This window comes from Janthinobacterium longum (assembly GCF_051380735.1).
Lineage (GTDB): Bacteria > Pseudomonadota > Gammaproteobacteria > Burkholderiales > Burkholderiaceae_D > Janthinobacterium.
On sequence record NZ_JBNYXQ010000014.1, the window covers coordinates 1 to 24,850 of the forward strand.

The following is a 24,850-nucleotide window of genomic DNA, read 5'->3' on the forward strand; positions in this document are numbered from 1 at the left end:
TAGCAAGTTGGTCCCACCCCTTCCCATCCCGAACAGGACCGTGAAACAACTTTGCGCCGATGATAGTGCTGCAACCAGTGTGAAAGTAGGTTATCGTCAGGCTTGTTATTCGTAGTAAAGAAAAAGCCCCTCCAGAGAAATCTGGCGGGGCTTTTTTGCATTAATCGCTATATACTGGATATTCTTGCTCACAGGAAATTCTCCTTCCATTATGAAATCTTCACAGCTAAAGCTTGCCCACCGCTTCGCTTTATTGATGGTGATTATCATTGCCGGTTTTACGATCTATGGCGCATGGTCGTTCAAGGTGCTCAATGAACTGAAGGTCAACGGTCCGATATACAAGCGGGTGGTGCAGGGCAAGGATTTGATTGCTGATATTTTGCCGCCGCCCGAGTACATCATCGAGTCCTATCTGGTCTCTTTGCAGGCCATGGCTGCGGCACCTGCCGAGCGCAAGGCGCTGATCGACAATCTCGGCTCGCTCAAGAAAGACTACGACACACGCCATGCTTTTTGGGAAAAGGAAGAGCTGGAGCCCGATCTGAAGGATTTGCTGCTCAACGGCGCCGACAAGCCGGCGCAGGAGTTTTATCAGATCGCCTTCACGCAATTCATACCTTCGCTGCAACGCGACGATGTTGCCGCCGCTGCTGCTGCGCTGGACGTGATGAAACAACGCTATACACAGCATCGCGCCGTCATTAACCAACTGGTCGAGCGCGCTACCAAACGCACCAGCGATGACGAAGCCTATGCCAGCACGCAGATCGCGTCGTCATCGGCCATCATGCTGGCAATCCTGCTCGCTTCCGTAGGCCTGGCGGCCGCCGTGCTGTACGCGCTGGCGCGCAGCCTGATGGCGCAACTGGGAGGCGAACCGCGGTATGCGGCCGACATCGCCGGCAGTATCGCCGCAGGCAACCTTTGCATGAAAATCGATACGGCACCGGGTGACCGGCATAGCCTGTTGGCGGCGATGAAAGCCATGCAGGACGGGCTGGTACAGATCGTCGGTCATATCCGCAGCGGAACCGGCACTATTGCCAGCGCATCGGTAGAAATTGCCTCGGGTAACCAGGACTTGTCCGCGCGTACCGAGGCTCAGGCATCGGCGCTGGAGCAAACCACATCGTCGGTCGAGGCCTTGACGCAATCGGTCAAGCACAACGCAGGCAACGCGCGCCAGGCGCAGCAGCTTGCCTTGTCGGCGTCCGATGTGGCGGTGCGCGGTGGCGCTGTAGTGGCGCAGGTGGTCGATACCATGGACGCGATCAACACGTCGTCGAAGAAAATCGTCGACATTATTGCTGTGATCGACGGCATCGCGTTCCAGACCAATATCCTTGCCTTGAATGCGGCGGTCGAGGCTGCGCGCGCCGGCGAGCAGGGCCGTGGCTTCGCTGTCGTTGCCAGCGAGGTGCGCAACCTTGCCCAGCGCTCATCGGCTGCCGCCAGGGAGATCAAGGCATTGATCGATACCTCGGTGCAGAGGGTCGATGCTGGCGCGCGTCTGGTAAACGAAGCCGGTGCGACGATGAACGAAGTGGTCGCCAGCGTGCACCGCGTCACCGATATGATCAGTGGCATCAGCACCGCCAGCGGCGAGCAGACCAGCGGCATCGAGCAAATCGGCGTGGCGATCCGCCAGCTGGACGACGTGACCCAGCAGAACGCCGCGCTGGTCGAGCAGGCGTCGGCTGCCGCGCACAGCATGCAGGATCAGGCACGGCAACTATCGGCGTCGGTCAGCACGTTCAAACTGGCTTAAGACTGCCACGGCTCGCAGTCGCTGGCCTTGTTGGCCGATATGGCACAAAAAGTGCTGAGTGGAAAACGCTCGCCTGCTACACTTTGATTTTATCGATTTGAAAGCATGCCTTGTCCACTACTTTGGAACAGTTGCGCACCGGTCAGTTGGCGGGCGCGCAACGTTTGAGCCTGTCCTGCGGCCTGACTTCGTTTCCGCCCGAGATCTTCGATCTGGCCGATACCCTGGAAATTCTCGACCTGACGGGCAATGCCCTGTCGTCCCTGCCCGACGATTTGCCGCGGCTGCACAAGCTGCGCATCGTGTTTTGTTCAAATAATCTGTTTACGAGCTTGCCGGCGGTGCTCGGCAACTGCCCGGAGTTGAGCATGATCGGTTTCAAGGCAAACCAGATCCGCGAAGTGCCGGCGCAAGCCCTGCCGCCCAAGCTGCGCTGGCTGACCCTGACCGATAACGTCATCGAGAGCTTGCCGGACGAACTGGGCGATTGCAGGTACTTGCAAAAACTGATGTTGGCTGGCAATCGCCTGCAGTCGCTGCCGGCTTCGCTGGCGCGCTGCACTCAGCTGGAGCTGCTGCGTATTTCCGCCAACCGCCTGCCATCGCTGCCGGCCTGGCTGCAGGAATTGCCACGCCTGAGCTGGCTGGCCTGTGCCGGCAATCCGTTCAATGAAGCACGTGAAGCTGCGGCGCTCGATACAGCTGGCATGGAACATATCGACTGGCAGCGTTTGCAGCTGGGCCAGCAATTGGGCGAGGGCGCGTCGGGGGTCATTTCCCAGGCTACGCTTGACGGGCAGCCAGTGGCCGTCAAGGTCTTCAAGGGCGCGATGACCAGCGATGGCCTGCCGCGCAGTGAAATGGCCGCCTGCGTCAGCGCGGGCAATCATGCCAGCCTGATTCCCATCCTCGGTACTGTAAGTGCTCACCCGCAAGGATCGCTCGCGCTGGTCATGCCCCTGATCGATGCGGCCTATGTCAACCTGGCCGGACCACCAAGCCTGGCATCCTGCACGCGCGATATCTATGGCGATGAGGTGCGCTTCAGCCAGCCGCAATTACTTGGCATCGCCCATGGCGTCGCTTCGGCCGCCGGCCAGTTGCATGCCCACGGGATTGTCCATGGCGACCTGTATGCTCACAATATCCTGCACCATCCCGATGGACGTTGCCTGCTCGGTGACTTCGGTGCTGCTTCGCTGTTTGCACCTGAGGCACCGATAGCTGCTGTCTTGCAGGCGATCGAGGTACGGGCCTTCGGGGTGCTGCTGGCCGAATTGCTGGCGCGCTGCGATGCATCTGCGCCAGAGCTGCAGCAGTTGGCTAGTGCTTGCTTGCAGGAGCAGCTCCTGCTGCGGCCCCGTTTCGATCATATCGCCAGCAGCCTTGCAGCAATCAGGGCAGCATAAAAAATGGCGCAGCCCTCGCAGGCTGCGCCATTTTTTTGAAGCCCTGCCTGGTCAGGCTGCGGTTTCTTTTTCCGGCAGGGCGATCTGGTTGTCGACGCTGAACTGATAGTCCTTGAAGACATGTTCGGCCGACAGGATCTGGTATTCACCATTGTCGAGCTTGTGCGTGGTGTCCTTCAGACGGTAGGTGTAATGGCCGCAGGTCCAGCAGTTGAAGTTGCGCATATGCGTGCACAGGCAGGTCTTGTCCATCACCGACACGACTTTCAGCTCGGGGTGGGCGGCCACTTCGCGATTGTAGGAATTGATATACGCACAGTTGCCGGTGGCGTCGAGCAGGTAGCCGTATGATTCGCAGCCGGGACGGATGCCGGCGCCGATGGCTGGCGTGCTTTTCAGCATGCGCATCGGGTAGCCGGTCGGAGAAACACCGTTGACGATGATGTCTTCTTCCGATGCCCTGTAGTATTCCTGCTTGACCTTGTCAGGCAGGCCGCATTCATGGGTGACGGTAAAGCGAGTGGCCACTTGCACGCCAGCCGCGCCCGCTTCCAGGAACGACACGGCATCGCTGCCGGTGAAGATACCGCCAGCGGCGATCAGCGGAATATCGAGCTGCTCCGCCTTCAGGTAGGCCAGCAATTCGGCAGTGATCGTGTGCAGGTCGTAATTGGCCCAGTCCATGCCGAAACCCAGGTGGCCACCGGCCAAGGGACCTTCGACGATGACGAAGTCGGGCAGGCGGTTCAGCTTGGCGTTCTTGCGCAGGAAAATTTGCAGGGCGCGCACCGACGACACGATGATGCCCAGCTTGGCATCACGAAAACGCGGATGGTCGGCCATCAGCGCGAACGAGCCGAAGTGCAGGCCGGCCGACAGGGTGATGCCGTCAATGCCGGCGTCAAGCGCTGCGTTCAGGCGCACGCGCAAGGTTTCGCGCGGGCCGTTCATGGTGAGTTTTTCCATGCAGTTGACGAAAACCAGGCCATCGCCTTTTTTCGCTTCCATGGTGGCGCCGATATGGCGGCGCTGTGCGTCTGCCAGGCGGCCCAGGTCGAACTGCACCACCGCCTTGTCGCTGTTATTGATGTTGAATTTGTACAGCTTCGTCTTGTCCTTGACGAAGGTGGTGTCGAAACGACGATCCGAGACGTCTTCGACCATGGCATCGGAGATATGGCCGATGCCACCCAGCCGGGCCGCTTCCAGCGCCAGTTCCGACGTGGAAATGTCCACGCCCATGCCGCCGATCATGATCGGCACATACTCTTTTTTGCCAAATCGCAGGCGGAAATCATCAACACGTTTCATTGCTATCCTTAGACTACCGTCGTTATTACTGTGCGCAAGCCCAATTTTACCGCAAGCGGCCCAGAGTCTTGGTGCGCCACCCCACTGTTACGAGATCAGGATCAGTCGCGGAAATTGTTAAATTCCAGCGGCATGTCCGGCACATCCTTGCGCAGCATGGCCATCGCTGCCTGCAGGTCGTCGCGCTTGGCGCCGGTCACGCGCACGGCTTCACCCTGGATGCTCGCCTGCACTTTCATCTTGCTGTCCTTGATGACGCGCACGATTTTTTTCGCATCATCTGTTTCGATGCCATTCTTGATCTTGATGATCTGCTTGACCTTGTCGCCGCCGATCTTCTTGATGTCGCCTTCGTCGAGGAAACGGACATCGACCTTGCGCTTGGTCAGCTTGTTGGTCAGCACGTCGCGTACCTGGCTGAGCTGGAAATCGGAATCCGCAAACGCGGTCAGTTCATTTTCCTTGTGTTCGACGCGCGCGTCGCTGCCCTTGAAGTCGAAACGGGTCGAAATTTCCTTGTTGGCTTGTTCGACCGCGTTTTTTACTTCGATCATATCGGCTTCGGAAACTACATCAAATGACGGCATGGTCAGTCCTTTCGTGTTGGAGCGGTGCGCGCCTGGCGCGCCGGGTGGCTACTGTTGCAAGTGGCGGGACCCTGTTAAAGATGCGACATTTTAACGGACAACGGCTTGCCTGCCCTTGTCTTGCGCTGGTTTTTTGTCGCATTCGCTCTATAATCGAGCAAAATAAACGGTATCCCATGTCTCCAGAGCTCACCATCGAACACAATTACCCGCTGCAAGCGCTCAATACTTTCGGCATTACGGCCCAGGCCGCCGCCTATGTGCGCATCACTTCCACTCCTCAATTGCAAGCGGCGCTGCAAGATCCGGCCCTGGCCGGCATGCCGCGCCTGGTGCTGGGCGGCGGCAGCAATATCGTTTTGACCGGTGACTTTGCCGGTGTCGTGCTGCACATGGCGAGCACCGGCATGCGCCTGGCGCAGGCATCGTTCGACACCATCCTGGTGACGGCGGCAGCCGGCGAAAACTGGCACGCCTTTGTGCAGTGGACCCTGGCGCAAGGCGTGGGCGGGCTGGAAAACCTGTCGCTGATCCCGGGCACGGTGGGCGCGGCGCCGATCCAGAATATCGGCGCCTATGGCGTGGAAATCAAGGATTATCTGCATAGCGTCAGCGTGATGCACGCCGGCAGCGGCATCGTGTTCGACATGGACCGGGAAGCCTGCCGCTTCGGCTACCGCGACAGCATCTTCAAGCAGGCCGATGGCGCTGAACTGATCGTGCTGGAAGTCACCTTCGCGCTGCCGGCGCAGTGGGAGCCGAATCTGCGCTATGCGGAACTGGCGCAGGCGATGGCGGAACAGCAACTGACGAAGCCAACGGCGCAGCAGGTGGCCGATACGGTGATCGCGATCCGCCGGCGCAAGCTGCCGGACCCGGCCGTGATCGGCAATGCCGGCAGTTTCTTCAAGAATCCGGTGGTGTCCAAAGAGCATTGTGCGCAGTTGCTGCAACGTTTTCCGGCACTGGTGCACCATGCACAGCCGGACGGTACCGAAAAACTGGCAGCGGGCTGGCTGATCGACCAGTGTGGCTGGAAGGGAAAAAACCTGGGGCCTGCGGGAGTGTATCCCAGGCAGGCGCTGGTCCTGGTCAATAATGGCGGCGCTCGTGGTGCGGACATTACGGGTTTGGCCGAGGCGATCCGCAAGGATGTCGAGGCGAAGTATGGGGTGCTGCTGTCGCCGGAGCCGGTATATATCTGAATTAAGCGAAGTGGCAGACGTAGTCGACAGTTTCTAAAGTTTCAATATCAAAATGACTGTTGCCCGAGATGCTGAACTGCTGGCCCGGGCCATAGCTGGCCCAGTCGCTGGCGTCGGCCAGGCGGACCTTGCACAGGCCGCCGACAATTTCCATGGTTTCCGGCGCGCCCGTGTTGAAGCGCAGCGAGGACGCAAAAATCACGCCCACGCTTTTCTTCGTGCCATCGGCGAAGATGACATTGTGCGAGATGCACTTGCCATCAAAATAGATATTCGATTTCTTGACGACGCTGACGTTGTCCAGTTGTGTGCTGTTGCTCATGCTTGTGCTTGCCTTTTCAGGGGTTAAAAATCAGGTGGCGGTGTCTTCGGCCTTCAGCACACTGTTGCGTCCGCTGCGCTTGACGGTGTACAGGGCCTGGTCGGCACGGTTGATCAACTGTTCGGCGGTCGACTGTGGCGAGGGCACGACCGTGGCCACGCCTATCGACATCGTGACCACGCCCAAAGGGGCGAGCGGGTGCTCGATCTGCAGATTTTCCAGGTGGCGCCGGCACGCTTCGGCGATCAGCATGGCGCCCTCGATGTTCGTTTCCGGCAGCACCAGTGCGAATTCCTCGCCGCCGTAGCGCACCGCCAGGTCGGCTGGGCGCTTCAGGTGCTCGGTCAGCACGGCAGCCACTTTCTTCAGGCACAAATCGCCCGCCAGATGGCCGAACTGGTCATTGTAGGACTTGAACAGGTCAATATCGCAGAACAGCAGGCTCAGCGGGGCCTTGTCGCGCTGTCCGCGCTGCCATTCGATGTGCACCGTTTCATCGAAGCGGCGGCGGTTGGCGATGCCCGTCAGACCGTCCAGGGCCGCCAGCTTCTGCAGCTCGATATTGGCCTCGGCCAGGTTTTTCTGGCTTTCGCGCAAGAAACGAAACGCCTGGTCGCGCTGCAGCCGGCTGATATGGGCGTTCGAGTGGTAGCGTATGCGTGCCAGCAACTCCAGCCGGTCCGGCAGCTTGACGACATAGTCATTGGCGCCCACGGCAAAGCTGTAAGCCTTCAGTTTCGGGTCGTCCTTGGCCGACAGCACGATCACCGGCACGTGCGCCAGCGCCTCGTGCTCGCGGTATTGCCTGATCAGCGCGAAGCCATCAATGCCGGGCAACACCAGATCCTGCAGGATCACGGTCGGCTGCATGCGCAAGGCCGTTTCCACGGCCAGCGCCGCATCGGTGACGTAATGAAATTCGATATCCTGCTGGTCGCTCGTCATGCGCCGGATCGCCTCGGCGATAATCAATTGATCGTCCACCAGCAGCACGCTGACCTTGAATTCGGTCAGGGCGCTGTCTGGCGGCAGGAAGCGGGGTAAAGAGTCGGACATTACAATCTTTTCAGAGGTTGGAGAGGGGAGCCTGGCCATTATTTAGCCGGCTACCGAGTCGATTGCGCAAGCTTGCGCCTATCTTGTCAAGCGGCAGGATGTGCTGCGCCGCATCGAGTTCAGCCGCCGCACGCGGCATGCCGTACACGGCACTGCTGGCCTGGTCTTGCGCGATGGTGGTCTTGCCGGCGCGGCGCATGGCCAGCAAGCCGTCGCCGCCATCGCGACCCATGCCAGTCAGTAGTATACCTACCGCATCGCCACGCCAGTGTTGCGCCACGCAGTGAAAAAACACATCGACCGACGGGCGGTAGACATAGTCGCGCGGTGCCGCATCGTAACGCAAACGATAATTTTGATCCAGCAGCAGGTGATCATTGGTCTTGGCCACCAGCACCGTGCCGGCTACCAGCTCGTCGCCTTCGCCGATCACGCGCACCGGCATGGCCAGTTGGTCATCTAGCCATTTGGCAAAATGCGAGGCAAACGTTTCATCGATATGCTGCACCACCACGATGGCGCAGCCGGGCGGCGCGGTCCAGTCGGACAATACCCTGGCCACCGCCGATGGGCCACCGGTGGACGCCCCGATAGCTACTAAGGTTTGTACCTGGCCATCGCCGCGCTCGCCAGGCTGGTTCTGGCGTGGCGGCGGCGCGGTGTCGCCGCTGTGGCGTATCAGCTTGCTGATGGTCTTGATCTTGGCCAGCAGTTCGCTGTCGCCGCCCACCTTGCCCTGCAGCACCGGCGTGGCGGTGACGTCGAGCGCACCGGCGCCGAGTGCGCGGAACACATGGTTGACGTTGTCCTGCGGCTGGCCGGTGACCACCAGGATGGCGCACGGGCTTTGCTCCATGATCTGGCGCGTCGCTTCCACGCCGTCCATTTCCGGCATGTTCAGGTCCATCAGGATCAGGTCGGGCCGGTTGTTCAGGCACATGCGTACCGCTTCGAGCCCGGTACGGGCGATCCACAGCACCTGGTGCTCCTGCGTGCTGGCGACCACGCGCCGCAACGCCTCGGCCGCCATCGCCACATCGTTGACGATGGCTATTTTCATGTGTTCGTTCTCATCAGTACGCGTCTCCGATCAGGTCGGCCACGGCGTCGAGCAGGGTCTCGTCGTGGAAGCTGCCCTTGGTCAGGTAATAATCGGCGCCGGCCGACAGGCCGCGCGCGCGGTCCTCGGGGCGGTCCTTGTATGACACGATCATCACCGGCAGTTTGTGCAGGTGCAGGTCCTTCTTGACCAGCGAGACCAGTTCGATGCCGTCCATGCGCGGCATGTCGACGTCGGTGATCACCAGGTCGTATTCGCCGCTGCGCACCATGTTCCAGCCGTCGACGCCGTCGATCGCCACGTCGACCGCGAAGCCGCGCCCCAGCAGCAGCTTGCGTTCCATCTCACGCACCGTCAGCGAATCGTCGACCACCAGGATGCGTTTCGCACGCCGCTGCTGTACCGAGCCGCCTTGCGCCAGCTGGTGCAGGCCGCCTTCGTGCAGCAGCTTGTCGATCGACAGCAGCAGGTCGGGCACATCGAGTATCAGCACCGGTTCGCCGTCGTCGAGCAGGGCGGCGGCGGAAATATCGCGCATCTTGCCGAAGATCGGGTCGATCGCCTGCACCGCCAGGCTCTGCTCGCCGCGTATCGCACCCACCACCAGCGCATGGCTTTGCTTGCCGCGCCCGATCACCACCACCGGCAGGTCGTCGCCGCAGGTGCCGGCTTCGCCCAGTTCAAGCACCTGTGCCGCCGAGACCAGTCCCAGGTGCTCGCCCTTGAGCTCGAAAAACTGCTTGTTTTCCAGCGTGTGGATGGCCGTTTGCGGCACCCGCAGCACGCTTTCCACCTTGACGATGGGAATGGCGTAGGCCTGGCCCCGGATATCGATGACCAGCGCGCGCACGATCGATTGCGTCAGCGGCAGGGTGATCAGGGCGCGAAAGCCGCGCCCCGCTTCCGATTCCAGGCGCACCGTGCCGTTTTGCTGGCGAATGGTTTCATGCACGATGTCCAGGCCCACGCCGCGCCCCGACAATTCATTGGCTTTTTCCTTCAGGCTGAAGGCGGGCAGGAACAGGAATTCCAGCAGTTCGCCGCTCGACAGTGCCGCCGCCATGGCCGGGCTGGCCATTTTTCGGGTGATCACCGACTGGCGGATTTTTTCCAGGTCCACGCCGCGCCCGTCGTCGCTGATCTCGATGCTCAGCATGCCGGCGCGGTGGCGCGCTTCCATGCGGATGGTGCCCAGTGCAGGCTTGCCTGCATCGATGCGTTCGTACGGGCCTTCCATGCCATGGTCGATGGCGTTGCGCAGCATGTGGTTGATCGGGCTTTCGATTTTCGCCAGGATATCGCGGTCGACCAGTGTGTCTTCGCCCTCGATCTCGAGCTGCACTTCCTTGCCCAGGCCGCGCGCCAGGTCGCGCACCATGCGCGGAAAAGCATGGATGCCGTCGCGGAAAGGGCGCATGCGCAGCGCCAGCACTTCGTCGACCATGCCTTGCGAGACGGCCAGCACGCGCCGCTCGTAGTTTTCGATGTCGGTGATATGGCCGAGCACGAACTGCTTGAGTGGCTGGGTCTTTTGCAGCGCCAGCAGTGACTTTTCCATCAGTCCCGCGTCACCCGTGCGCGCGATGGCCTCGTGCAGTTGCTCGACGGCCGATATCAAGTTGCTCTGGTTGCGCTTGAAGCGCTGCAACGCGCCGATAAACGGCTGCATCTGGTGCGCATTGATGCGCGCTTCGCTGGCCAGCGACAGCAATTGGTCGAAGTTCTGCGCCGGCGCCTTGGCGCCGGGGGCTGCACTGGCGCGCGGCGCCATTGCTGGCGCCTGCGCAGGTACTTCAGGCGGCGAGGCCGGAGCGAGCAGGTCGGCCATCTCGGCCGCCAGCGCGGCCTGGATATCGTCCGGAAGCAATAACAGGGAAGGGGGCGCCGACGCCGGCATCCTGTGCAGCGGTGGTAGCGGCGGCAGGGCCGGCAATTCCGGCAGCTCGGCGATGCCGGCAATTGCCTTCAAGATCCGGTCGATCAGCGCCGCATTGTCGGCCAGCCACGCTTCGGCGCCGGCGTCGTCCAGGCGCGACAACTGCACGATCAGGTCGACGCCAGACAACAGCACGTCGACCCGTTCCGGCGTCAGCTTCAGGCGGCCATGCTGGGCGGCGACAAAGCTGTCTTCCATGCCGTGTGCCAGCTGCACCACCACTTGCAGGCCGACGATTGCAGCTGCACCCTTGATCGAGTGCGCCGCGCGCATCATCGGCTCGATGGCGGCGGCGTCGCCCGCGTGGCGCTCCATGGTCAGCAGGCCGTCGGTGAGGATATGCGTCTGGCTGTCCGCTTCCATGCGAAACAGGTCCCGCATGGAAAAAGCACTGAGGTCGCCGTGCTGGTCCTGGCTCATCGTAAAAGTCTCGCAAGTTGAAAGCCGATCAGCGCCGTGTCCAGGCAGCCGATGCGCATCTCGTTTTCGGTGATCACGCCCAGCAGAAAGCGCGACAGGCCCTTGTTGATGGTGGCGGCCGGCGTTTGCAGCGCGCTGCCGGCGTAGCGCACAATGCCGTGCAGGTCGGCCACCGGCAGCGCGAACGACTGGTCTTCGCAGCGCATCAGCAGCAGGCGCGCAAACGTGTGGCGGCCCCTGGCCGCTGGCGCGTCCTGGTCATCGATGCCCAGCAGGCTGGCCAGCGACATGCAGGGATACAGCTTGCCGCCGATATTGACGATGCCGAGCAAGCCGCCTGCGCTGCGGTGCGGCAGCACGTGCGGCGTGGCCTGCGGCGCGACAGAATCGAAGATCCGCGTCGGCAGCGCCAGCCATTCGCGGCCGATGCGAAACACCAGCACCGAACTTTCCCTGGCCTCGCCATCGTCGTGGCGCGCGCGAAAATGGCCGGCCCAGTCTTGGCGGTACCGGTGGTCAACGGTGCGCTGCAGGTTGCGCTGGGCGGCGTCGGCATACACCTCGCAGTTGCGGCAATGGATATGGGCCGGCAGCTTGTCGCAACTCTGGTCGCCGACCACGCCGATGTGGTTCCAGCAGTCGCTGATGCGCTCGTGCAATGCGGTGACGGAAGGAAGGTTCATGGTCGTGTTTTTCGCATGTTAGTGGCCTGCACCGGCTTGGCGGCGCTGGTAAATGCGCGCCGCGCGCGACTTGAGCGTGGTGGCCGCCGTGTTGTTGCCGTTGCGTTCGGCCAGCAGCGCCAGGTGGCACAGCGCCTCGTAATGGTCGGGCTGCAGGTAGATGCAGCGGCGCCAGTAGTCGTCGGCCAGGTCCATCTTGCAGGCCAATTCATTGATCAGGCCCAGCAGATAATACGCTTCGGCCGCCTCGGGCACGCGCGCTAGGTGGGCATGACACTTGTCAGCGGCGTCGCGCAGCAGGCCGCGGTCGGCCAGGCTGCGCGCCTCGGCCAGCAGATTGGCCGGTGGTGTGGCCACTGGCGCAGCGACGCACATGGGCTGAGTCCGCGTGACTGGCGGCATAAAAGCCACGCTGTGCAGTGCGGGTTTTTTCGCCACCGGCAGCGCTGCCGGTGCGCGGGTGATGGCCGGTCGCCTGCCATCGTCTTTTTTCAGCGCAAACGCCTGGCGGTACGGCAGCGGCACAAAGCCGTTCTGGCAGAACGACGGTACTTCGGCATAGCCGGCCAGCAGCATGCCGTCGTCTGCCAGCAGCGCCGACAGTTTGGCGATCGCCGCACGCGTGGTGGGCTTGTCGAAATAAATCAGCAGGTTGCGGCAAAAGACGACGTCGTAGCGCTGGGCCAAAGCCTTGGTGTCGAACTGCAGCAGATTGCCCTGCCTGAAGGTGACTTGCGTGCGCAGCGCGTCGAGAAGACGGTAATTGCCGTCGGACAGAGGCGTGAAATAGCGCTCGCGAAACGCCATGTCCTGGGCGCGAAAGGCATTGCGGCCATACACGCCCGCTTGCGCACGCTCGATGCAGGCCTGGCTCAGGTCGTAGGCGTCAATGCTGAAAGCCTGCTTTGGCAGGTTGGCGTCGCGCAGCGCCATGACCATCGAATAGGGTTCTTCGCCGCCAGCACACGGAATCGAGGCGATGCGCGTGGCCCTGCCGCGCGACCAGCGTTCCTGTACCAGTTCGACGGTGGCATAAAACGCCTGCGGATCGCGGAACAGCCACGATTCCGGCACCACCACCAGCTCCACCAGCTGCGTCATTTCCTCGGCCGTCAGATTGGCCAGGTAAGCATCGCTGTCGTCGTGGCCGGTACGCTCCATGCGCTGGCGCACGGCCCGATCTGCCATCGATTTCGAGACGCTCAAGCCGCTGGCCCGGCGCAGCAGCGCCTGCACCGTCATGTTGTGCTCCCGTGCGGGAACAACAGCGCGCGCACTGCGTCCGTCAGCAACTGGTCGGGTTCGACCAGTTGCAGCATGCCGTGTGCATCGCTGGCCACCTGGCCCAGGAAGGGCGCGGTGGCGACGCCGCACGCACCGAGCTGTTCTTCATCGATGTCGGCAATGCCGCGCACGCGCGAGGCCACCAGGCCCAGCTTATGCCGGGCGCCATCGGGTGCGCGGTAGTCGATCATCACGATGCGGGTGTCGAATTGCGCCGCTGCCGGCGCCAGGCCGGCCAGGCGCGACAGGTCGATCACGGGTACGGGCGTGCCGTGCAGGTCCATCAGCCCGGCCACGCAATCGGGCACGAGCGGCAGCTGTTTCAGTTCCAGCAGCGGCAGCACGCGCACGATGGCCTTCAGGCGGAGGCCATAACGGTCATCCCCGATATGAAAAACCAGCACTTTCATGGCTTATATGGCGACCGCGAAGTTCGACACGCTCGACTGCAGGTCGCCGGCCGCATATTGCAGCTGGTGTACCGCTTCGCTGGTTGCTTTCAGCGACTCCACCGTCTGCTGCGTGGCGTCGTTCAGTTGCATCATGGTGTTGGAAATCTGCGCCGCCCCCACTGCCTGCGACTGCATGCCCTGCAGCACGACATCAAATTGCGGCGCCAGTTTCTGCACCTGGTCCATCACGCCAGAGAGCTGGTCGGTCACTTGCCGCACTTCGCCGACGCTGCGGCGTATCTCTTCGGAGAACTTGTCCATGCCCATCACGCTGGCCGACACGGCCGACTGCATTTCCTTGAGCATCTGCTCGATATCCCAGGTCGATACCGACGTCTGGTCGGACAGCCGGCGAATTTCGGTCGCGACCACCGAGAAGCCACGGCCCGCTTCACCGGCCTTTTCCGCCTCGATGGCGGCGTTCAGCGACAGGATATTCGTCTGGTCGGCCACCTTGGTGATGGTAATGAGCACGCTATTGATATTGCTGGCTTTTTCAGACAGGGCAGCGAGCTTGGCATTGATGGAGTCGGTAGCCGAGACCATGTGCTGCATGGTTGCGTCCATGCGTTTGAGGTTGTTCTGTGCTTCGGCGGTGGCGTTGGTGGTGTAGTCGGCCACGGCGGTGGCGTCTTCCATGGTTTTCAACAGTTCGCTGGTATTGGCCGAGATTTCCCTGGTGGTGCTGAGGATTTCCACGCTGGTCTGCGCCTGTTCGATGCCGGTCGCTTCCTGCTGGCGCGCCGAGGCGGCGATTTCGGTGGCCGAGGTGGTCACCTGGATGCCGGCCTTTTGTACATTGTTGAGCAGGCTGCGCAGGTTTTCGAACATCTTCGCCAGGCCATTGCCCAGCTGGCCGATGGCGTCGCTGCCGCTAATGCCGATCTTGCCTGTCAAGTCGCCCGAGGCCGCTTTCGACACCACTTCCAGCAGCGCATCGACCTTGGCGCGCAGCGTGTTGGTGGCGGCCAGTTCACTGGCCTGGTTATCCTCGATGGTTTGCGCCATGCGGTTGAATTCTTCCGTCACCTTGCCCAGTTCGTCGCGCGACAGGATCAGGGCGCGTGCGCTCTGCTCGCCCCTGGCGATGCGGCCAACCGCCTCGGTCAGGTTGTTCAACGGACCGAGGATGGACTTGCCCAGCACATACGAGATGCCCAATGCCAGCACGATGCACAGCAGGCCACCCAGCGCCAGGGTCAGCCCCATGATTTCCTGCAGCCTGGCCGAGGTTGCCGTACGCTCGGCCAGCAGGCGCGATTCTTCTGCGGCAGCTTCGTCGAGCAGTTTGTTGGTTTCCCGCAGGATCGGGTGGCCTGTGGGCACCATATTGCGCGCCGTCGTCTCGATGGCACCCGGTGCGTTGCCCAGGGCGCGGCGCTTTTCGATCATCGGGTTGATCCAATCCTTCACCCATTTGGTGGCAAGCTGGTCGATCTTGCGGAAACGCTCTGCCTGTACCCTGTTGTCGGTTGCCATTGCCATTGCTTTTTGCGTGTGCTGGGTCAGCACGGCTATTTCATCGGTGTCCGGGTTCAGCGATGCCTCATTGCCGGTCAGGATATAGCCGCGCGCCTCGACCTGGATCTGCAGGATGGAATTGTGGATCTTGCCAATTTCGCTCAGCACTTGCATCGTGTGGCGGTCCCACTCGTTGGCTTCGGACAGGCGCGAAAAACTGTTGTAGGCCACGCCCAGCAGGATCAGGATGATCGCCACGATGGAGCCGAAGCCCAGGTACAGTTTTTTCTTGATGCTCAGGTCTTTGAACATGGGGGCTCCGGTTCGATAGGGTCAGCTTGCTGATGGTGCAGTTCATTGCGTTTCAGCATTTTGCCATGCGGGCGGGCACGATGGGGCGTTCTGGCGGTGCTGCGTGGCGGCAATGGTGCGTATGGCCAGTGCCATGTGCATTCCAGATACAAAAAAACCGCCCGAAGGCGGTTTTTTTGAGCAAGCTGCAGCGGTTGTGCTTATTTCTGGCCGCGTTTCTCGCGTGCGATGGCAGCGATGCGCATGCGCAGCGCGTTCAGCTTGATGAAGCCGCCGGCATCGGCCTGGTTGTAGGCGCCGCCGTCTTCGTCGAAAGTGGCGATGTTCATGTCGAACAGCGAATCGGTTTTCGAATCGCGCGACACCACGATCACATTGCCCTTGTACAGCTTGATGCGTACCCAGCCGTTCACGGTCTGCTGCGTATGGTCGATCAGGGTCTGCAGCGCGACGCGCTCTGGCGCCCACCAGTAGCCGTTGTAGATCATCGACGCGTAACGCGGCATCAGGTCGTCTTTCAGGTGGGCCACTTCGCGGTCCAGGGTGATCGATTCGATCGCACGGTGGGCTTTGAGCATAATGGTGCCGCCCGGGGTTTCATAGCAGCCGCGCGACTTCATGCCGACGTAGCGGTTTTCCACCAGGTCCAGGCGTCCCACGCCATGCTTGCCGCCAACACGGTTCAGCTCGGCCAGCACGGTGGCTGGCGACATGCGCACGCCGTTGATGGCGACGATGTCGCCTTGTTCGTATTCGATGTCCAGATATTCCGCTTCGTCCGGGGCGTTTTCCGGGCTGACGGTCCAGCGCCACATGGTTTCTTCGGCTTCGGCGCTCGGATTTTCCAGGTGGCGGCCTTCAAAGCTGATGTGCAGCAAGTTGGCGTCCATCGAGTACGGCGCGCCGCCGTTCTTGTGCTTCATGTCGATGTCGATGCCGGCGTCTTCCGCGTATTTCAGCAGTTTTTCGCGCGACAGCAGGTCCCATTCACGCCATGGGGCGATGATTTTCACGCCCGGTTTCAGGGCATAGGCACCCAGTTCAAAACGCACCTGGTCGTTGCCCTTGCCGGTGGCGCCGTGCGAGATGGCGTCGGCGCCGGTGGCATTGGCGATTTCGATCAGGCGCTTGGCGATCAAGGGGCGGGCAATCGAAGTGCCCAGCAGGTATTCGCCTTCGTAGACGGTATTGGCGCGGAACATCGGGAAGACGAAATCACGCACGAATTCTTCGCGCACGTCTTCGATATGGATGTTTTCAGGCTTGATGCCGAATTTGATGGCCTTGGCGCGTGCCGGTTCCAGCTCTTCGCCCTGGCCCAGGTCGGCCGTGAAGGTGACGATTTCGCACTGGTAGTTATCTTGCAGCCATTTCAGGATGACGGAGGTGTCGAGTCCGCCGGAATAGGCCAGGACCACTTTTTTAATGTCGCTCATAATGCTTCCAGTTGTCGTTGAGGTGGGTGTTTCGTCTGTTTCGCCAGGGCGCTTACGCGATTTTGCCCAGCAACAGGTATTCGATCAGCGCTTTTTGCACGTGCAAGCGGTTTTCCGCCTCATCCCACACCACCGATTGCGGGCCATCGATCACTTCGGCGGCCACTTCCTCTCCACGGTGAGCGGGCAGGCAGTGCATGAACAGCGCGTCGGGCGCGGCGCGGGCCATCTTGGCGCCGTCGACGATCCAGCCGTCGAAGGCGGCAGTGCGAGCCGCGTTTTCCGCTTCGTAGCCCATGCTGGTCCACACGTCGGTGTTGACCAGGTGGGCGCGTTCGCAGGCGTCTGAAGGGTTGTCAAAGAACGTGTAGCGTTCCGTTTTGACTTGCGCCAGGTCGATGTCATAGCCTTTTGGGGTCGACACATTGACGTGGAAGCCGAACACTTCGGCCGCCTGCAGCCAGGAGTACAGCATATTGTTGGCGTCGCCGATCCAGGCGACAACCTTGCCGGCAATCGAACCGCGGTGCTCGATATAGGTAAAGATGTCGGCAAATACCTGGCACGGGTGGTGTTCATTGGTCAGGCCATTGATCACCGGCACGCGCGAATTGGCGGCGAAACGCTCGATGATGTCCTGGCCGAATGTGCGCACCATGATGATGTCGCACATGCGGCTCATGACCTGGCCGGCGTCTTCCACCGGTTCGCCGCGCCCCAGCTGCGAGTCGCGCGTGTTGAGGTAGATGGCGGCGCCGCCCAGCTGGTGCATGCCGGCCTCGAACGACAGGCGGGTGCGGGTGGAGTTCTTTTCGAACACCATCACCAGGGTGCGGTCGATCAGGGGGTGATAGATCTCGTAGTTCTTGAACTTGCGTTTGATCAGGTGGGCGCGTTCGATCACATAGTCGTACTCTTCCAATGTGAAATCGGAGAACTGGAGGTAGTGCTTGATCGGTTTTTTTGTCGACATAAATGACCACTAGAAGATGCGCAGGCCGCCGGCGGCGTGCCTTTCCCGCCGGCATGCCTCCGTGTCGATGACACTGTACGGATGGCGGTGCTGCCCGGCGCGCTGCTGTGTGCGGTTTGCCAGGTTATAAATAATACAATGGCGGCTACGTCAGCCGTCCAATTATAAGGGTTTTGCTTTTAGATTGGAAAGATCGGTCTGGCCGCGCGCCGCCGGCCGCTCACTGCACACCGCTCGCCGCGCGCCGCTCGCCGCGCGCCGCTCGCCGCGCGCCTTCAATAGATGGCCGGCGGCGTGGCGCCATCGAATTGCGGCGCCACCAGTGGCAGGTCGAGGGTAAAACGGCTGCCGGCCGGGCTGCTGTCCACCTGGATCGTGCCACCCAGCAAGGCCGTGACGATGTTGTAACTGATCGACAGGCCCAGCCCGCTGCCACCCTGGCCCAGTCTGGTGGTGAAAAAGGGGTCGAAAATGCGCGACAGATGCTGCTCGGCGATGCCGCCGCCGTTGTCTTCGAACGCGATACACACCCGCGTCTCGCTGGCGCTGGCCTTCAGCCGCATCAGGCCGCCGCCAGGCTGGCTGCCGGGCTCGCCAAAGGCATGCACCAGGGCGTTGTTGATCAGGTTGGTAATCACCTGGCCCAGCGGCCCCGGATAGCTGTCCATGCCGATGCCGGATCCAATCTCGGTGTCGATGCGATGACCCGAGCTGCGGATGCGGTTCATCACGGTGGCGATGATTTCATGGCTGACCTGCAACAGGTCGAACGGGCGGCGCTGCTCGGTAGTGCGGTCGACCGCCACCTGCTTGAAGCTGTTGACCAGGTCGGCCGCGCTGTGCAGGCCCCGCATCACCAGTGCGGACGCCTTGCCGGCGTCGTCGATATATGCGGCCAGGTCCGAGCGGCGCAGGCCGGGGCCGTTCATCAGGCGCGCCACGTCGTCGGTCTTCTGCTGCATGGTGCTGGCGATCAGGAGGCTGTTGCCGATCGGCGTGTTCAGTTCATGTGCCACGCCCGCCATCAGGGCGCCCAGGGCCGCCAGTTTTTCCTGCGACACCAGCTGCGCCTGCGCATCCTGCAGCTGGCGATAGGCATGGGCGTTGTCGAGTGCAATGGCGCCGTACGCGCACAGGGTGCGAAAGATCAGCCGTTCGCGCTCGCCATAGGCGTGGGCATGGCAGGCTTGTACCGTCATTACGCCGAGGATGCGCTCGCCGACGGTCAAAGGCACGTACAACACGCTCTGGTTATGCAGAGTGCCGGGCACGGTGTAGGCGTGGCGTCTTGGGGGAACTTGCGCGATATACACTTCGCTGCGGTTCGTCAGGCAGCGCACCGAATAGGCGCGCGGATTCGACAGCGGAATCGCATTGTGCGGCAGCGGCAGGCCGGCCTCCATGCCGTGCGCGCGGCGCAGCGCCGTGCCGGTTGCGTCGAGCATGTAGACGGCAAAAGTATTGACGGGCAGCAAAGCGTGCACATGGCGGTCGAGTACCTGGAACACGGCGCCGGCGTCGAGATGGGTGGTGATTTCCTGGCCGATGGCCGACAGGCGTTCAAGTGTGTCGCTGGTCTGCTGCAGCACTTCGGCGCGGCGCGCTTCGGAGGCGGCCAGCTCGCGGTGGTGGTCGCCCTCGGAGCGCGCATGTTCGCTCTGGTGGCGCACCTGCATGGCGATTGCCCGGTTGGTGGCCTGCCGGGTATGGCTGCGCTCGCGCGCGGCGCCCGCCTGCAGGGCGATATCGTAGGCGCGCGCGTAGTCGCCCACATGCGCATATTCGCGCGCCAGAGCGTCGAGCAGCTCGCCCGGCGGCGCGTAGCCGTCGATGCTTGACGCCACCTGCAAGGTCCGGTGCAGATAATGCAGCGCCGGATTGCGTTCCAGCATGGCCGGCGGTGGCGGCAGCGCGTGGCGCGCATGCAGCATTGCCAGCACGCGCAGCGCCGCCATCTGGTTGACGGCGTCGCCGCGCGCGCTGGCCAGCTGCAATGCGCGTTCGGCCGCCAGCAACGCATCATCGGGCCGGTCCAGGTAGGACAGGGCATGCGCGCTGCCGCGCTGGGCCTTGCAGCGGAAATCGGCGTGGTCCAGCGCTTCTGCGCGCTGCGCCAGGCGGCTGAAGGCGTCGAGCGCCATGTCGTAGTCGCCCATGTCCAGGCTCAGCTCACCGAGGTAAAACAGGGCGTTGGCATAGCTGCGCGCACCCGATACCGGTGCCAGCACCTGCAGCGCTTCACGCAGCAGTTCGCTGGCCGCGTCCAGCCGGCCCAGCTTGCGCATGGTTTCGGCCGTATGCGTCTGGCAGGCGCCGATGCTGCGTGGCCACAAGGTCGGACGCGCCAGGTCCAGCGCGCACTGCATCCATTCGAGCGCCGATTGATGGTCGTTCAGGTTGCCGAAGCAGTCGCCGATATTGATGGCGGCCGTGATCGCCGGGCGCAACTGGCCGCTGGCCAGCGCCGCCTCATAGGCTTGCATGTAATGCCCTACGGCGGTACCCAGGTCGTGCGAAACAAAAGCCAGGCCGCCGTGAAAATCATGCACCCAGGTTGCCAGGGCGGGGTGTAGCGCGGCTTTGCTGTCGAATTGTTCGCTCCAGCGCTGCTGGGCCGCAGGCCCATCGCGCATCACGGCCCAGCGCGCCATGGCGGCGTCTGCCAGGCTGGCGCGCATAGCGTCGCCTGCGCTGCGCGCCTGTTCCGAGGCGGTTTGTAATTGCGCGCTGTTGCGCACATGGTCGCCGCGGTCGACCGCGATCGAGGCCAGCAGCCAGTACGCGTCAAAGCAGGCGGCGCCGTCACCATGCGTGCACAGCACCGCATGCGCAGCCTGGGCTAGGGTTTCGGCTTCATCGAGCGCGCCGTGCAGCCATTGCACTTCGGCCCGTACCAGTTGCAGGCGCGCCAACGCCAGTTGCTGCGCCTGCTGTGACAGCCCCGCGTGGGGCAGCCACCGGCGCGCCTCTTCCGCCAGGTGCAGCGCACGCCTGCCGTCGCGCTGGCGCAAATGCCAGCACAGCGGCAGCAATACCGGCAGGCGCGCAGCGCCATGCAGGGCCGGCAAGGCGCCTTCCCACTGCCTGATGTCCTGGTCCAGCGCGAACATGTCCATACAGCTAGTCTCCGTGCAAAAGAGTCGCACCAGCCTGTCATCAAGCTGGCCGTTCGTCTCGCATTGTAAGCTGCATTGCCGGAAAAATGTTCAGCAGGGGACTGGCGCCACTATGGCGCGAGGGCCGCTGGTCAGCGCGAAACCAGGCGGATATGCGTGCCGCCGTCGGCGCTGTTGGCCGTGCGCATGTCGTCGCTGATGCGCAAGCCCGGCAAGGTTTGCGCATCGTCGATCACCACCCGCTCGCCAGCGTTGCTGAAGGCCAGGCTGACACCTTTTCTGGTGACGAACGTGCCCGGGCCGCTGGGTTGAAGTTCCACTTCATGCCGTGCCGGACCGTTGGCGTGTTGCGCCAGGTGGCCGAAAAACTGATGGTCTTGCTGACGCACGAAGAATACCTGGCCGTTCGATAGCTGGTACGGCCGGTCGAGCGTCGCCGCTTCCTCGGCGGTGACGTGGTATGGCGTGCCGACGGTCACGCGTACGCTGTCGGTGACGGCGGGCGCGTTTGTAGCCTGGGCCATGGCACCGGCACTGGCCAGGGTGAACAGGGCGGCGGCAAGCGGCAGGAAGCGGGGAAAGCGGGTTTTATGCATGACATCACCTTTGATCAGGTTGGTTTGCTGGAGAGCAGGGAGGGGGCGGTCACTGACAGCGTTGTTTGCAGCGACAGATGACAAGGTAGCAAAAGCGGCACGCGCAGGTACGGCGCCAGCGACGAATCGCAGCTTTTGCGGGATGAAATGCTGAAAACCGGGGATGAACGGTTTTTGAATGAAATATGGAAAATTAGCTGATCGGCGAAATTAAATTTTTCCGATCAGTCTCCGTTTTTGCATAAGTTTGACTATCGCTGCTTACGATCAGTACAAGGTCTGCGCCGACTCGTGCAGCAGCTGGCCATACAGCGTATGGCGCATTCTGGTGATCTTGCCACCGGCCACGGCATCGAGAATGGCGCACTGCGGCTCGATCAGGTGGCGGCAGTTGTAGAACTTGCAGCCGCCCAGATAGGGCTGGAATTCGCGGAAAGCGCGTTCCAGCATGCCTTCCGACAAATGATACAGGCCAAATTCCTGGAAACCGGGCGAGTCGATGATGGAGCTGTGCTGGCCCAGCTCCGGCAAGGTGTACAGGCGTGTGAAGGTGGTGGTGTGCTTGCCCGTGTCGAGCGCAGCCGAGATCTCGCGCACGGCGATGTCGGCGTCCGGCACCAGCAGGTTGATCAGCGAGGATTTGCCCATGCCCGACTGGCCGATCAGGATAGACGACTGGCCGGCCAGCAGCGGCGCGAGGGTGGCCACCGCGTGTTCGGGGTTGGCGCGCGCCGATACTTCGTCGACCGGGTAGCCCATCGACGAATACGGCAGCAGGCGTTCGCGGGCCCGCTCCAGCGAGGCGGTCACATCGGTTTTGTTGAGGATAATGCGTGCCTCGATGCCGGCCGCATCGGCCGCCACCAGCGAGCGCGAGATCAGGTCGTCGGCAAAGCCCGGCTCGGTCGCCACCACGATGAACAGCTGGGTCAGGTTGGCGGCCAGCAGTTTCGATTTGTATTGGTCCGAGCGGTACAGCAGGGTCTTGCGCTCTTCGATGCGGTCGATCACGGCCTGGTCGTTCGAGGTGCGCGTCAGGTGCACGATATCGCCGACCGCCACATTGGTCTTCTTGCCGCGTGTGACGCATTGCAGCTTGGCGCCCTCGACGTCAGCCAGGTAGTGGCGGCCGTGGGCGGCAATAATGATGCCAACTAACTTGGCATCGCTCATTTTTCCACCTGTCGGCCGGCGTAAATGGCATCGGCCTTGGCGGCGCAGACGAAGTCGTTTTCCGACAGACCGCCGGCGCCCTCGTTGACCGAGTGCGTATCGTAGCGCACGGTGCAGGTTTTGTAAGTGATGATGAGCTCCGGGTGATGATCCTGGGTATGCGTCATCCAGGCCAGGGCGTTGATGAAGGCCATGGTCTGGTAATAATTCTGGAAGTCGTAACTGCGGCACAGCTTGCCGTGTTCCAGCGCCCACTCGGGCAGCAGCGGCAGCAGGGCGGCAATGCCGGCCTCGCTCAGGGCGTGCTGCAGTGGTGCGCAAGTTTGCAGGGTCAGTTCTTCGATGGTGTGTGGCAGGTTCATGCGGGTGTTCCTTTCAGGTGTCGGATGCGGACGCTGGCCGGCGGATGCGAATCGTAAAAGGCCGAGTGCAGCGGGTCCGGTGTCAGGGTCGAGGCATTGTCTTCGTACATTTTTACCAGCGCCGACACCAGGTCGTCGGCCTGCGTATGCCGGGCGGCAAAAGCGTCTGCCTCGAATTCATGCTTGCGCGAGCCGAGCGACGTCAACGGCCCCAGCAGGAAGGTAAATACCGGCAGCGCCAAGGCGAACAGCAGCAGGGCGATGGCGTCGGTAGACTGGCCGGTCAGCGCCAGCGCCATCGGATCGATGCCCAGGCCTGCATAAAACCAGGGTTGGGTTTTCAGATAGCCCAGCAGTGCCAGGAAACCGAGCGAAATGGCGAACATCATGACGATGCGCTTGACGATATGCCTGAGCTTGAAGTGGCCCAGTTCGTGCGCCAGCACCGCTTCGATTTCATGCGGCGCCAGGCGCGACAGCAGGGTGTCGAAAAACACGATGCGCTTATTTGCGCCAAAGCCTGAAAAGTACGCGTTGCCATGGGCGCTGCGCTTGGAGCCGTCCATCACGAACAAGCCCTTCGACGCGAAACCCACGCGCTGCATCAGGCCTTCGATACGGCTTTTCAGCGCTTCGTCGGCCAGCGGCGTGAATTTGTTGAACAGCGGCGCGATTACGGTCGGGTACAGCACCATCATCAGCAACTGAAAGCCGCTCCACACGCACCAGGCGTAGAACCACCACAGTGCGCCGGACTTCTCCATCAGCGCCAGCACCACCCACAGCAGCGGCAGGCCGATCACGGCGCCCAAGCCGACACCCTTGAGCATATCCATGAAAAACAGGCCGCGGCGCATGGTATTGAAGCCGTAGCGCTGTTCCAGCACAAACTGGCGGTAATAATCAAAAGGCAGGTCGATCAGGCCCGAGATGGCGACAAAGGCGACGATCAGGCCGATCTGGTAGGCCATGCCCGGCCCCGTCAGGTCCTGCAGGTGCAGCGCCAGCCATTGCAGGCCGCCCAGCAGCGTAAAACCGATCAGCACGGCGCTATTGACCAGCAGGGTCAACAGGCCGAATTTGGTTTTTGCTACCGTATAGTCGGCCGCTTTCTGGTGCGACACCAGCGAGATTTTTTCGGCGAATTCGGCAGGCACCCGGGCGCGGTTGGCCAGCACGTGGCGAATCTGCCGCGAGGCGAGCCAGAAGCGCACCAGCAGGGTCAAAACAAGGATGGAAACAAACAAAATCGAAAACGCGAGTGAATACATTCTGTGCCTGTGAGAAAATGGCCGATTATTCAGTTTTTAGGCCAAGAGAGAATTATGTCACAAGCGACCGACTTACCCCCATCCTCCCCTGCACCGGCCGTGCCGGCCCGTCCCAACGAGATGAACCTGGTCTGGGTCGACATGGAAATGACCGGCCTGGAGCCCGACACCGACCGCATTATCGAAGTGGCGGTGGTGGTCACCGACATGCACCTGAACCTGCTGGCCGAAGGCCCCGTGTTCGTGATCCACCAGTCCGACGAAACGCTGAACAAGATGGATGCCTGGAACAAGGGCACCCACGGCCGCTCGGGCCTGATCGACAAGGTCAAGGCCTCGACCGTAACGGAAGCCCAGGCAGAAGCGGAACTGATCGCGTTCCTGAAAAAGTACGTGCCAGCGGGCAAGTCACCGATGTGCGGCAACACCATCGGCCAGGACCGCCGCTTCATGGTGCGCGGGATGCCTAAGCTGGAAGCATTCTTCCATTATCGCAACGTCGACGTGTCGACCCTGAAAGAGCTGTGCAAGCGCTGGAAGCCCGAGATCGCCACCGGCTTCAAGAAGCACCAGAAGCACACGGCGCTGGCCGATATCCTCGAATCGATCGAAGAACTGAAATACTATCGCGAGCACTTTATCAAACTGTAAGCA

General features: G+C 61.9%; 21 protein-coding genes and 1 rRNA gene. 5 read left to right on the plus strand and 17 right to left on the minus strand.

Annotation, left to right across the window (positions count from 1 at the left end; all coding sequences use genetic code 11):
- The 3 genes from rrf to ACQ4WM_RS23285 all read left to right on the plus strand — a co-directional run.
- A 5S ribosomal RNA gene (rrf, locus tag ACQ4WM_RS23275) occupies positions 1-102 on the plus strand; the annotation flags it as partial.
- A 109-nt stretch (positions 103-211) separates the two neighbouring features.
- Positions 212-1,771: a methyl-accepting chemotaxis protein gene (locus ACQ4WM_RS23280; RefSeq protein WP_436549032.1), complete on the plus strand. Its 1,560-nt coding sequence runs from the start codon at positions 212-214 to the stop codon at positions 1,769-1,771.
- A 110-nt stretch (positions 1,772-1,881) separates the two neighbouring features.
- Entirely contained in the window at positions 1,882-3,180 is a 1,299-nt protein-coding gene (locus ACQ4WM_RS23285) for a leucine-rich repeat-containing protein kinase family protein (RefSeq protein WP_436549033.1), read from the plus strand.
- A 51-nt stretch (positions 3,181-3,231) separates the two neighbouring features.
- Here the strand turns inward: ACQ4WM_RS23285 and ACQ4WM_RS23290 are convergent, their stop codons facing one another.
- Together ACQ4WM_RS23290 and ACQ4WM_RS23295 are read right to left on the minus strand one after the other, a co-directional pair.
- Positions 3,232-4,491, minus strand: a complete 1,260-nt coding sequence (locus ACQ4WM_RS23290; protein ID WP_436549034.1) for a nitronate monooxygenase — start codon at positions 4,489-4,491, stop codon at positions 3,232-3,234.
- 101 nt (positions 4,492-4,592) lie between these two features.
- Complete coding sequence (locus ACQ4WM_RS23295; RefSeq protein ID WP_065306321.1) at positions 4,593-5,078, minus strand: YajQ family cyclic di-GMP-binding protein; 486 nt, start codon at positions 5,076-5,078, stop codon at positions 4,593-4,595.
- A gap of 176 nt (positions 5,079-5,254) precedes the next feature.
- Here ACQ4WM_RS23295 and murB point away from each other — a divergent pair, with 176 nt between their 5' ends.
- On the plus strand, positions 5,255-6,283 hold the full coding sequence (gene murB, locus ACQ4WM_RS23300) for a UDP-N-acetylmuramate dehydrogenase (protein ID WP_436549035.1): 1,029 nt from the start codon (positions 5,255-5,257) through the stop codon (positions 6,281-6,283).
- A 1-nt stretch (position 6,284) separates the two neighbouring features.
- Here the strand turns inward: murB and ppnP are convergent, their stop codons facing one another.
- The 15 genes from ppnP to ACQ4WM_RS23375 all read right to left on the minus strand — a co-directional run bounded on the left by ppnP (position 6,285) and on the right by ACQ4WM_RS23375 (position 24,196).
- Positions 6,285-6,605 carry a pyrimidine/purine nucleoside phosphorylase gene (gene ppnP / locus ACQ4WM_RS23305; RefSeq protein ID WP_436549036.1) on the minus strand — a complete coding sequence of 107 codons (321 nt, stop codon included), beginning with the start codon at positions 6,603-6,605 and terminating at the stop codon, positions 6,285-6,287.
- A 30-nt stretch (positions 6,606-6,635) separates the two neighbouring features.
- Entirely contained in the window at positions 6,636-7,661 is a 1,026-nt protein-coding gene (locus ACQ4WM_RS23310) for a GGDEF domain-containing response regulator (RefSeq protein ID WP_436549037.1), read from the minus strand.
- Positions 7,662-7,671: 10 nt separating this feature from the next.
- Complete coding sequence (gene cheB, locus ACQ4WM_RS23315) at positions 7,672-8,721, minus strand: chemotaxis-specific protein-glutamate methyltransferase CheB (RefSeq protein ID WP_436549038.1); 1,050 nt, start codon at positions 8,719-8,721, stop codon at positions 7,672-7,674.
- Between the two features lie 13 nt (positions 8,722-8,734).
- The gene (locus tag ACQ4WM_RS23320; protein ID WP_436549039.1) at positions 8,735-11,077 is read right to left on the minus strand and encodes a hybrid sensor histidine kinase/response regulator; all 2,343 of its coding nucleotides are present in this window, start codon (positions 11,075-11,077) and stop codon (positions 8,735-8,737) included.
- Positions 11,074-11,760 (minus strand): chemotaxis protein CheW, encoded by a 687-nt coding sequence (locus ACQ4WM_RS23325; RefSeq protein ID WP_436549040.1) that lies wholly within the window; start codon positions 11,758-11,760, stop codon positions 11,074-11,076. The genes ACQ4WM_RS23320 and ACQ4WM_RS23325 overlap by 4 nt, the downstream gene beginning before the upstream one ends.
- 18 nt (positions 11,761-11,778) lie before the next feature.
- Positions 11,779-13,002: a CheR family methyltransferase gene (locus ACQ4WM_RS23330; RefSeq protein ID WP_436549041.1), complete on the minus strand. Its 1,224-nt coding sequence runs from the start codon at positions 13,000-13,002 to the stop codon at positions 11,779-11,781.
- The gene (locus ACQ4WM_RS23335; RefSeq protein ID WP_436549042.1) at positions 12,999-13,454 is read right to left on the minus strand and encodes a chemotaxis protein CheW; all 456 of its coding nucleotides are present in this window, start codon (positions 13,452-13,454) and stop codon (positions 12,999-13,001) included. The genes ACQ4WM_RS23330 and ACQ4WM_RS23335 overlap by 4 nt, the downstream gene beginning before the upstream one ends.
- A 3-nt stretch (positions 13,455-13,457) precedes the next feature.
- Positions 13,458-15,269 (minus strand): methyl-accepting chemotaxis protein, encoded by a 1,812-nt coding sequence (locus ACQ4WM_RS23340; RefSeq protein WP_436549043.1) that lies wholly within the window; start codon positions 15,267-15,269, stop codon positions 13,458-13,460.
- 200 nt (positions 15,270-15,469) lie between these two features.
- Positions 15,470-16,705, minus strand: a complete 1,236-nt coding sequence (locus ACQ4WM_RS23345) for an argininosuccinate synthase (RefSeq protein WP_436549044.1) — start codon at positions 16,703-16,705, stop codon at positions 15,470-15,472.
- 52 nt (positions 16,706-16,757) lie between these two features.
- The gene (argF, locus tag ACQ4WM_RS23350; protein WP_436549045.1) at positions 16,758-17,678 is read right to left on the minus strand and encodes an ornithine carbamoyltransferase; all 921 of its coding nucleotides are present in this window, start codon (positions 17,676-17,678) and stop codon (positions 16,758-16,760) included.
- A gap of 275 nt (positions 17,679-17,953) precedes the next feature.
- On the minus strand, positions 17,954-20,794 hold the full coding sequence (locus ACQ4WM_RS23355; RefSeq protein WP_436549046.1) for an ATP-binding protein: 2,841 nt from the start codon (positions 20,792-20,794) through the stop codon (positions 17,954-17,956).
- A 131-nt stretch (positions 20,795-20,925) separates the two neighbouring features.
- A complete protein-coding gene (locus tag ACQ4WM_RS23360) occupies positions 20,926-21,390 on the minus strand; it encodes a hypothetical protein (RefSeq protein ID WP_436549047.1) in 465 nt (154 codons plus the stop codon).
- 267 nt (positions 21,391-21,657) lie between these two features.
- Positions 21,658-22,563 carry a ribosome small subunit-dependent GTPase A gene (gene rsgA, locus ACQ4WM_RS23365; RefSeq protein WP_436549048.1) on the minus strand — a complete coding sequence of 302 codons (906 nt, stop codon included), beginning with the start codon at positions 22,561-22,563 and terminating at the stop codon, positions 21,658-21,660.
- Positions 22,560-22,925, minus strand: coding sequence for a 4a-hydroxytetrahydrobiopterin dehydratase (locus ACQ4WM_RS23370; RefSeq protein ID WP_436549049.1), 366 nt, complete (start codon positions 22,923-22,925; stop codon positions 22,560-22,562). The genes rsgA and ACQ4WM_RS23370 overlap by 4 nt, the downstream gene beginning before the upstream one ends.
- Positions 22,922-24,196 (minus strand): M48 family metallopeptidase, encoded by a 1,275-nt coding sequence (locus ACQ4WM_RS23375; RefSeq protein WP_436549050.1) that lies wholly within the window; start codon positions 24,194-24,196, stop codon positions 22,922-22,924. The genes ACQ4WM_RS23370 and ACQ4WM_RS23375 overlap by 4 nt, the downstream gene beginning before the upstream one ends.
- A 54-nt stretch (positions 24,197-24,250) precedes the next feature.
- Between ACQ4WM_RS23375 and orn the strand changes: the two genes are divergently transcribed.
- Positions 24,251-24,847: an oligoribonuclease gene (gene orn / locus ACQ4WM_RS23380; RefSeq protein WP_436549051.1), complete on the plus strand. Its 597-nt coding sequence runs from the start codon at positions 24,251-24,253 to the stop codon at positions 24,845-24,847.
- Positions 24,848-24,850 lie beyond the last annotated feature (3 nt).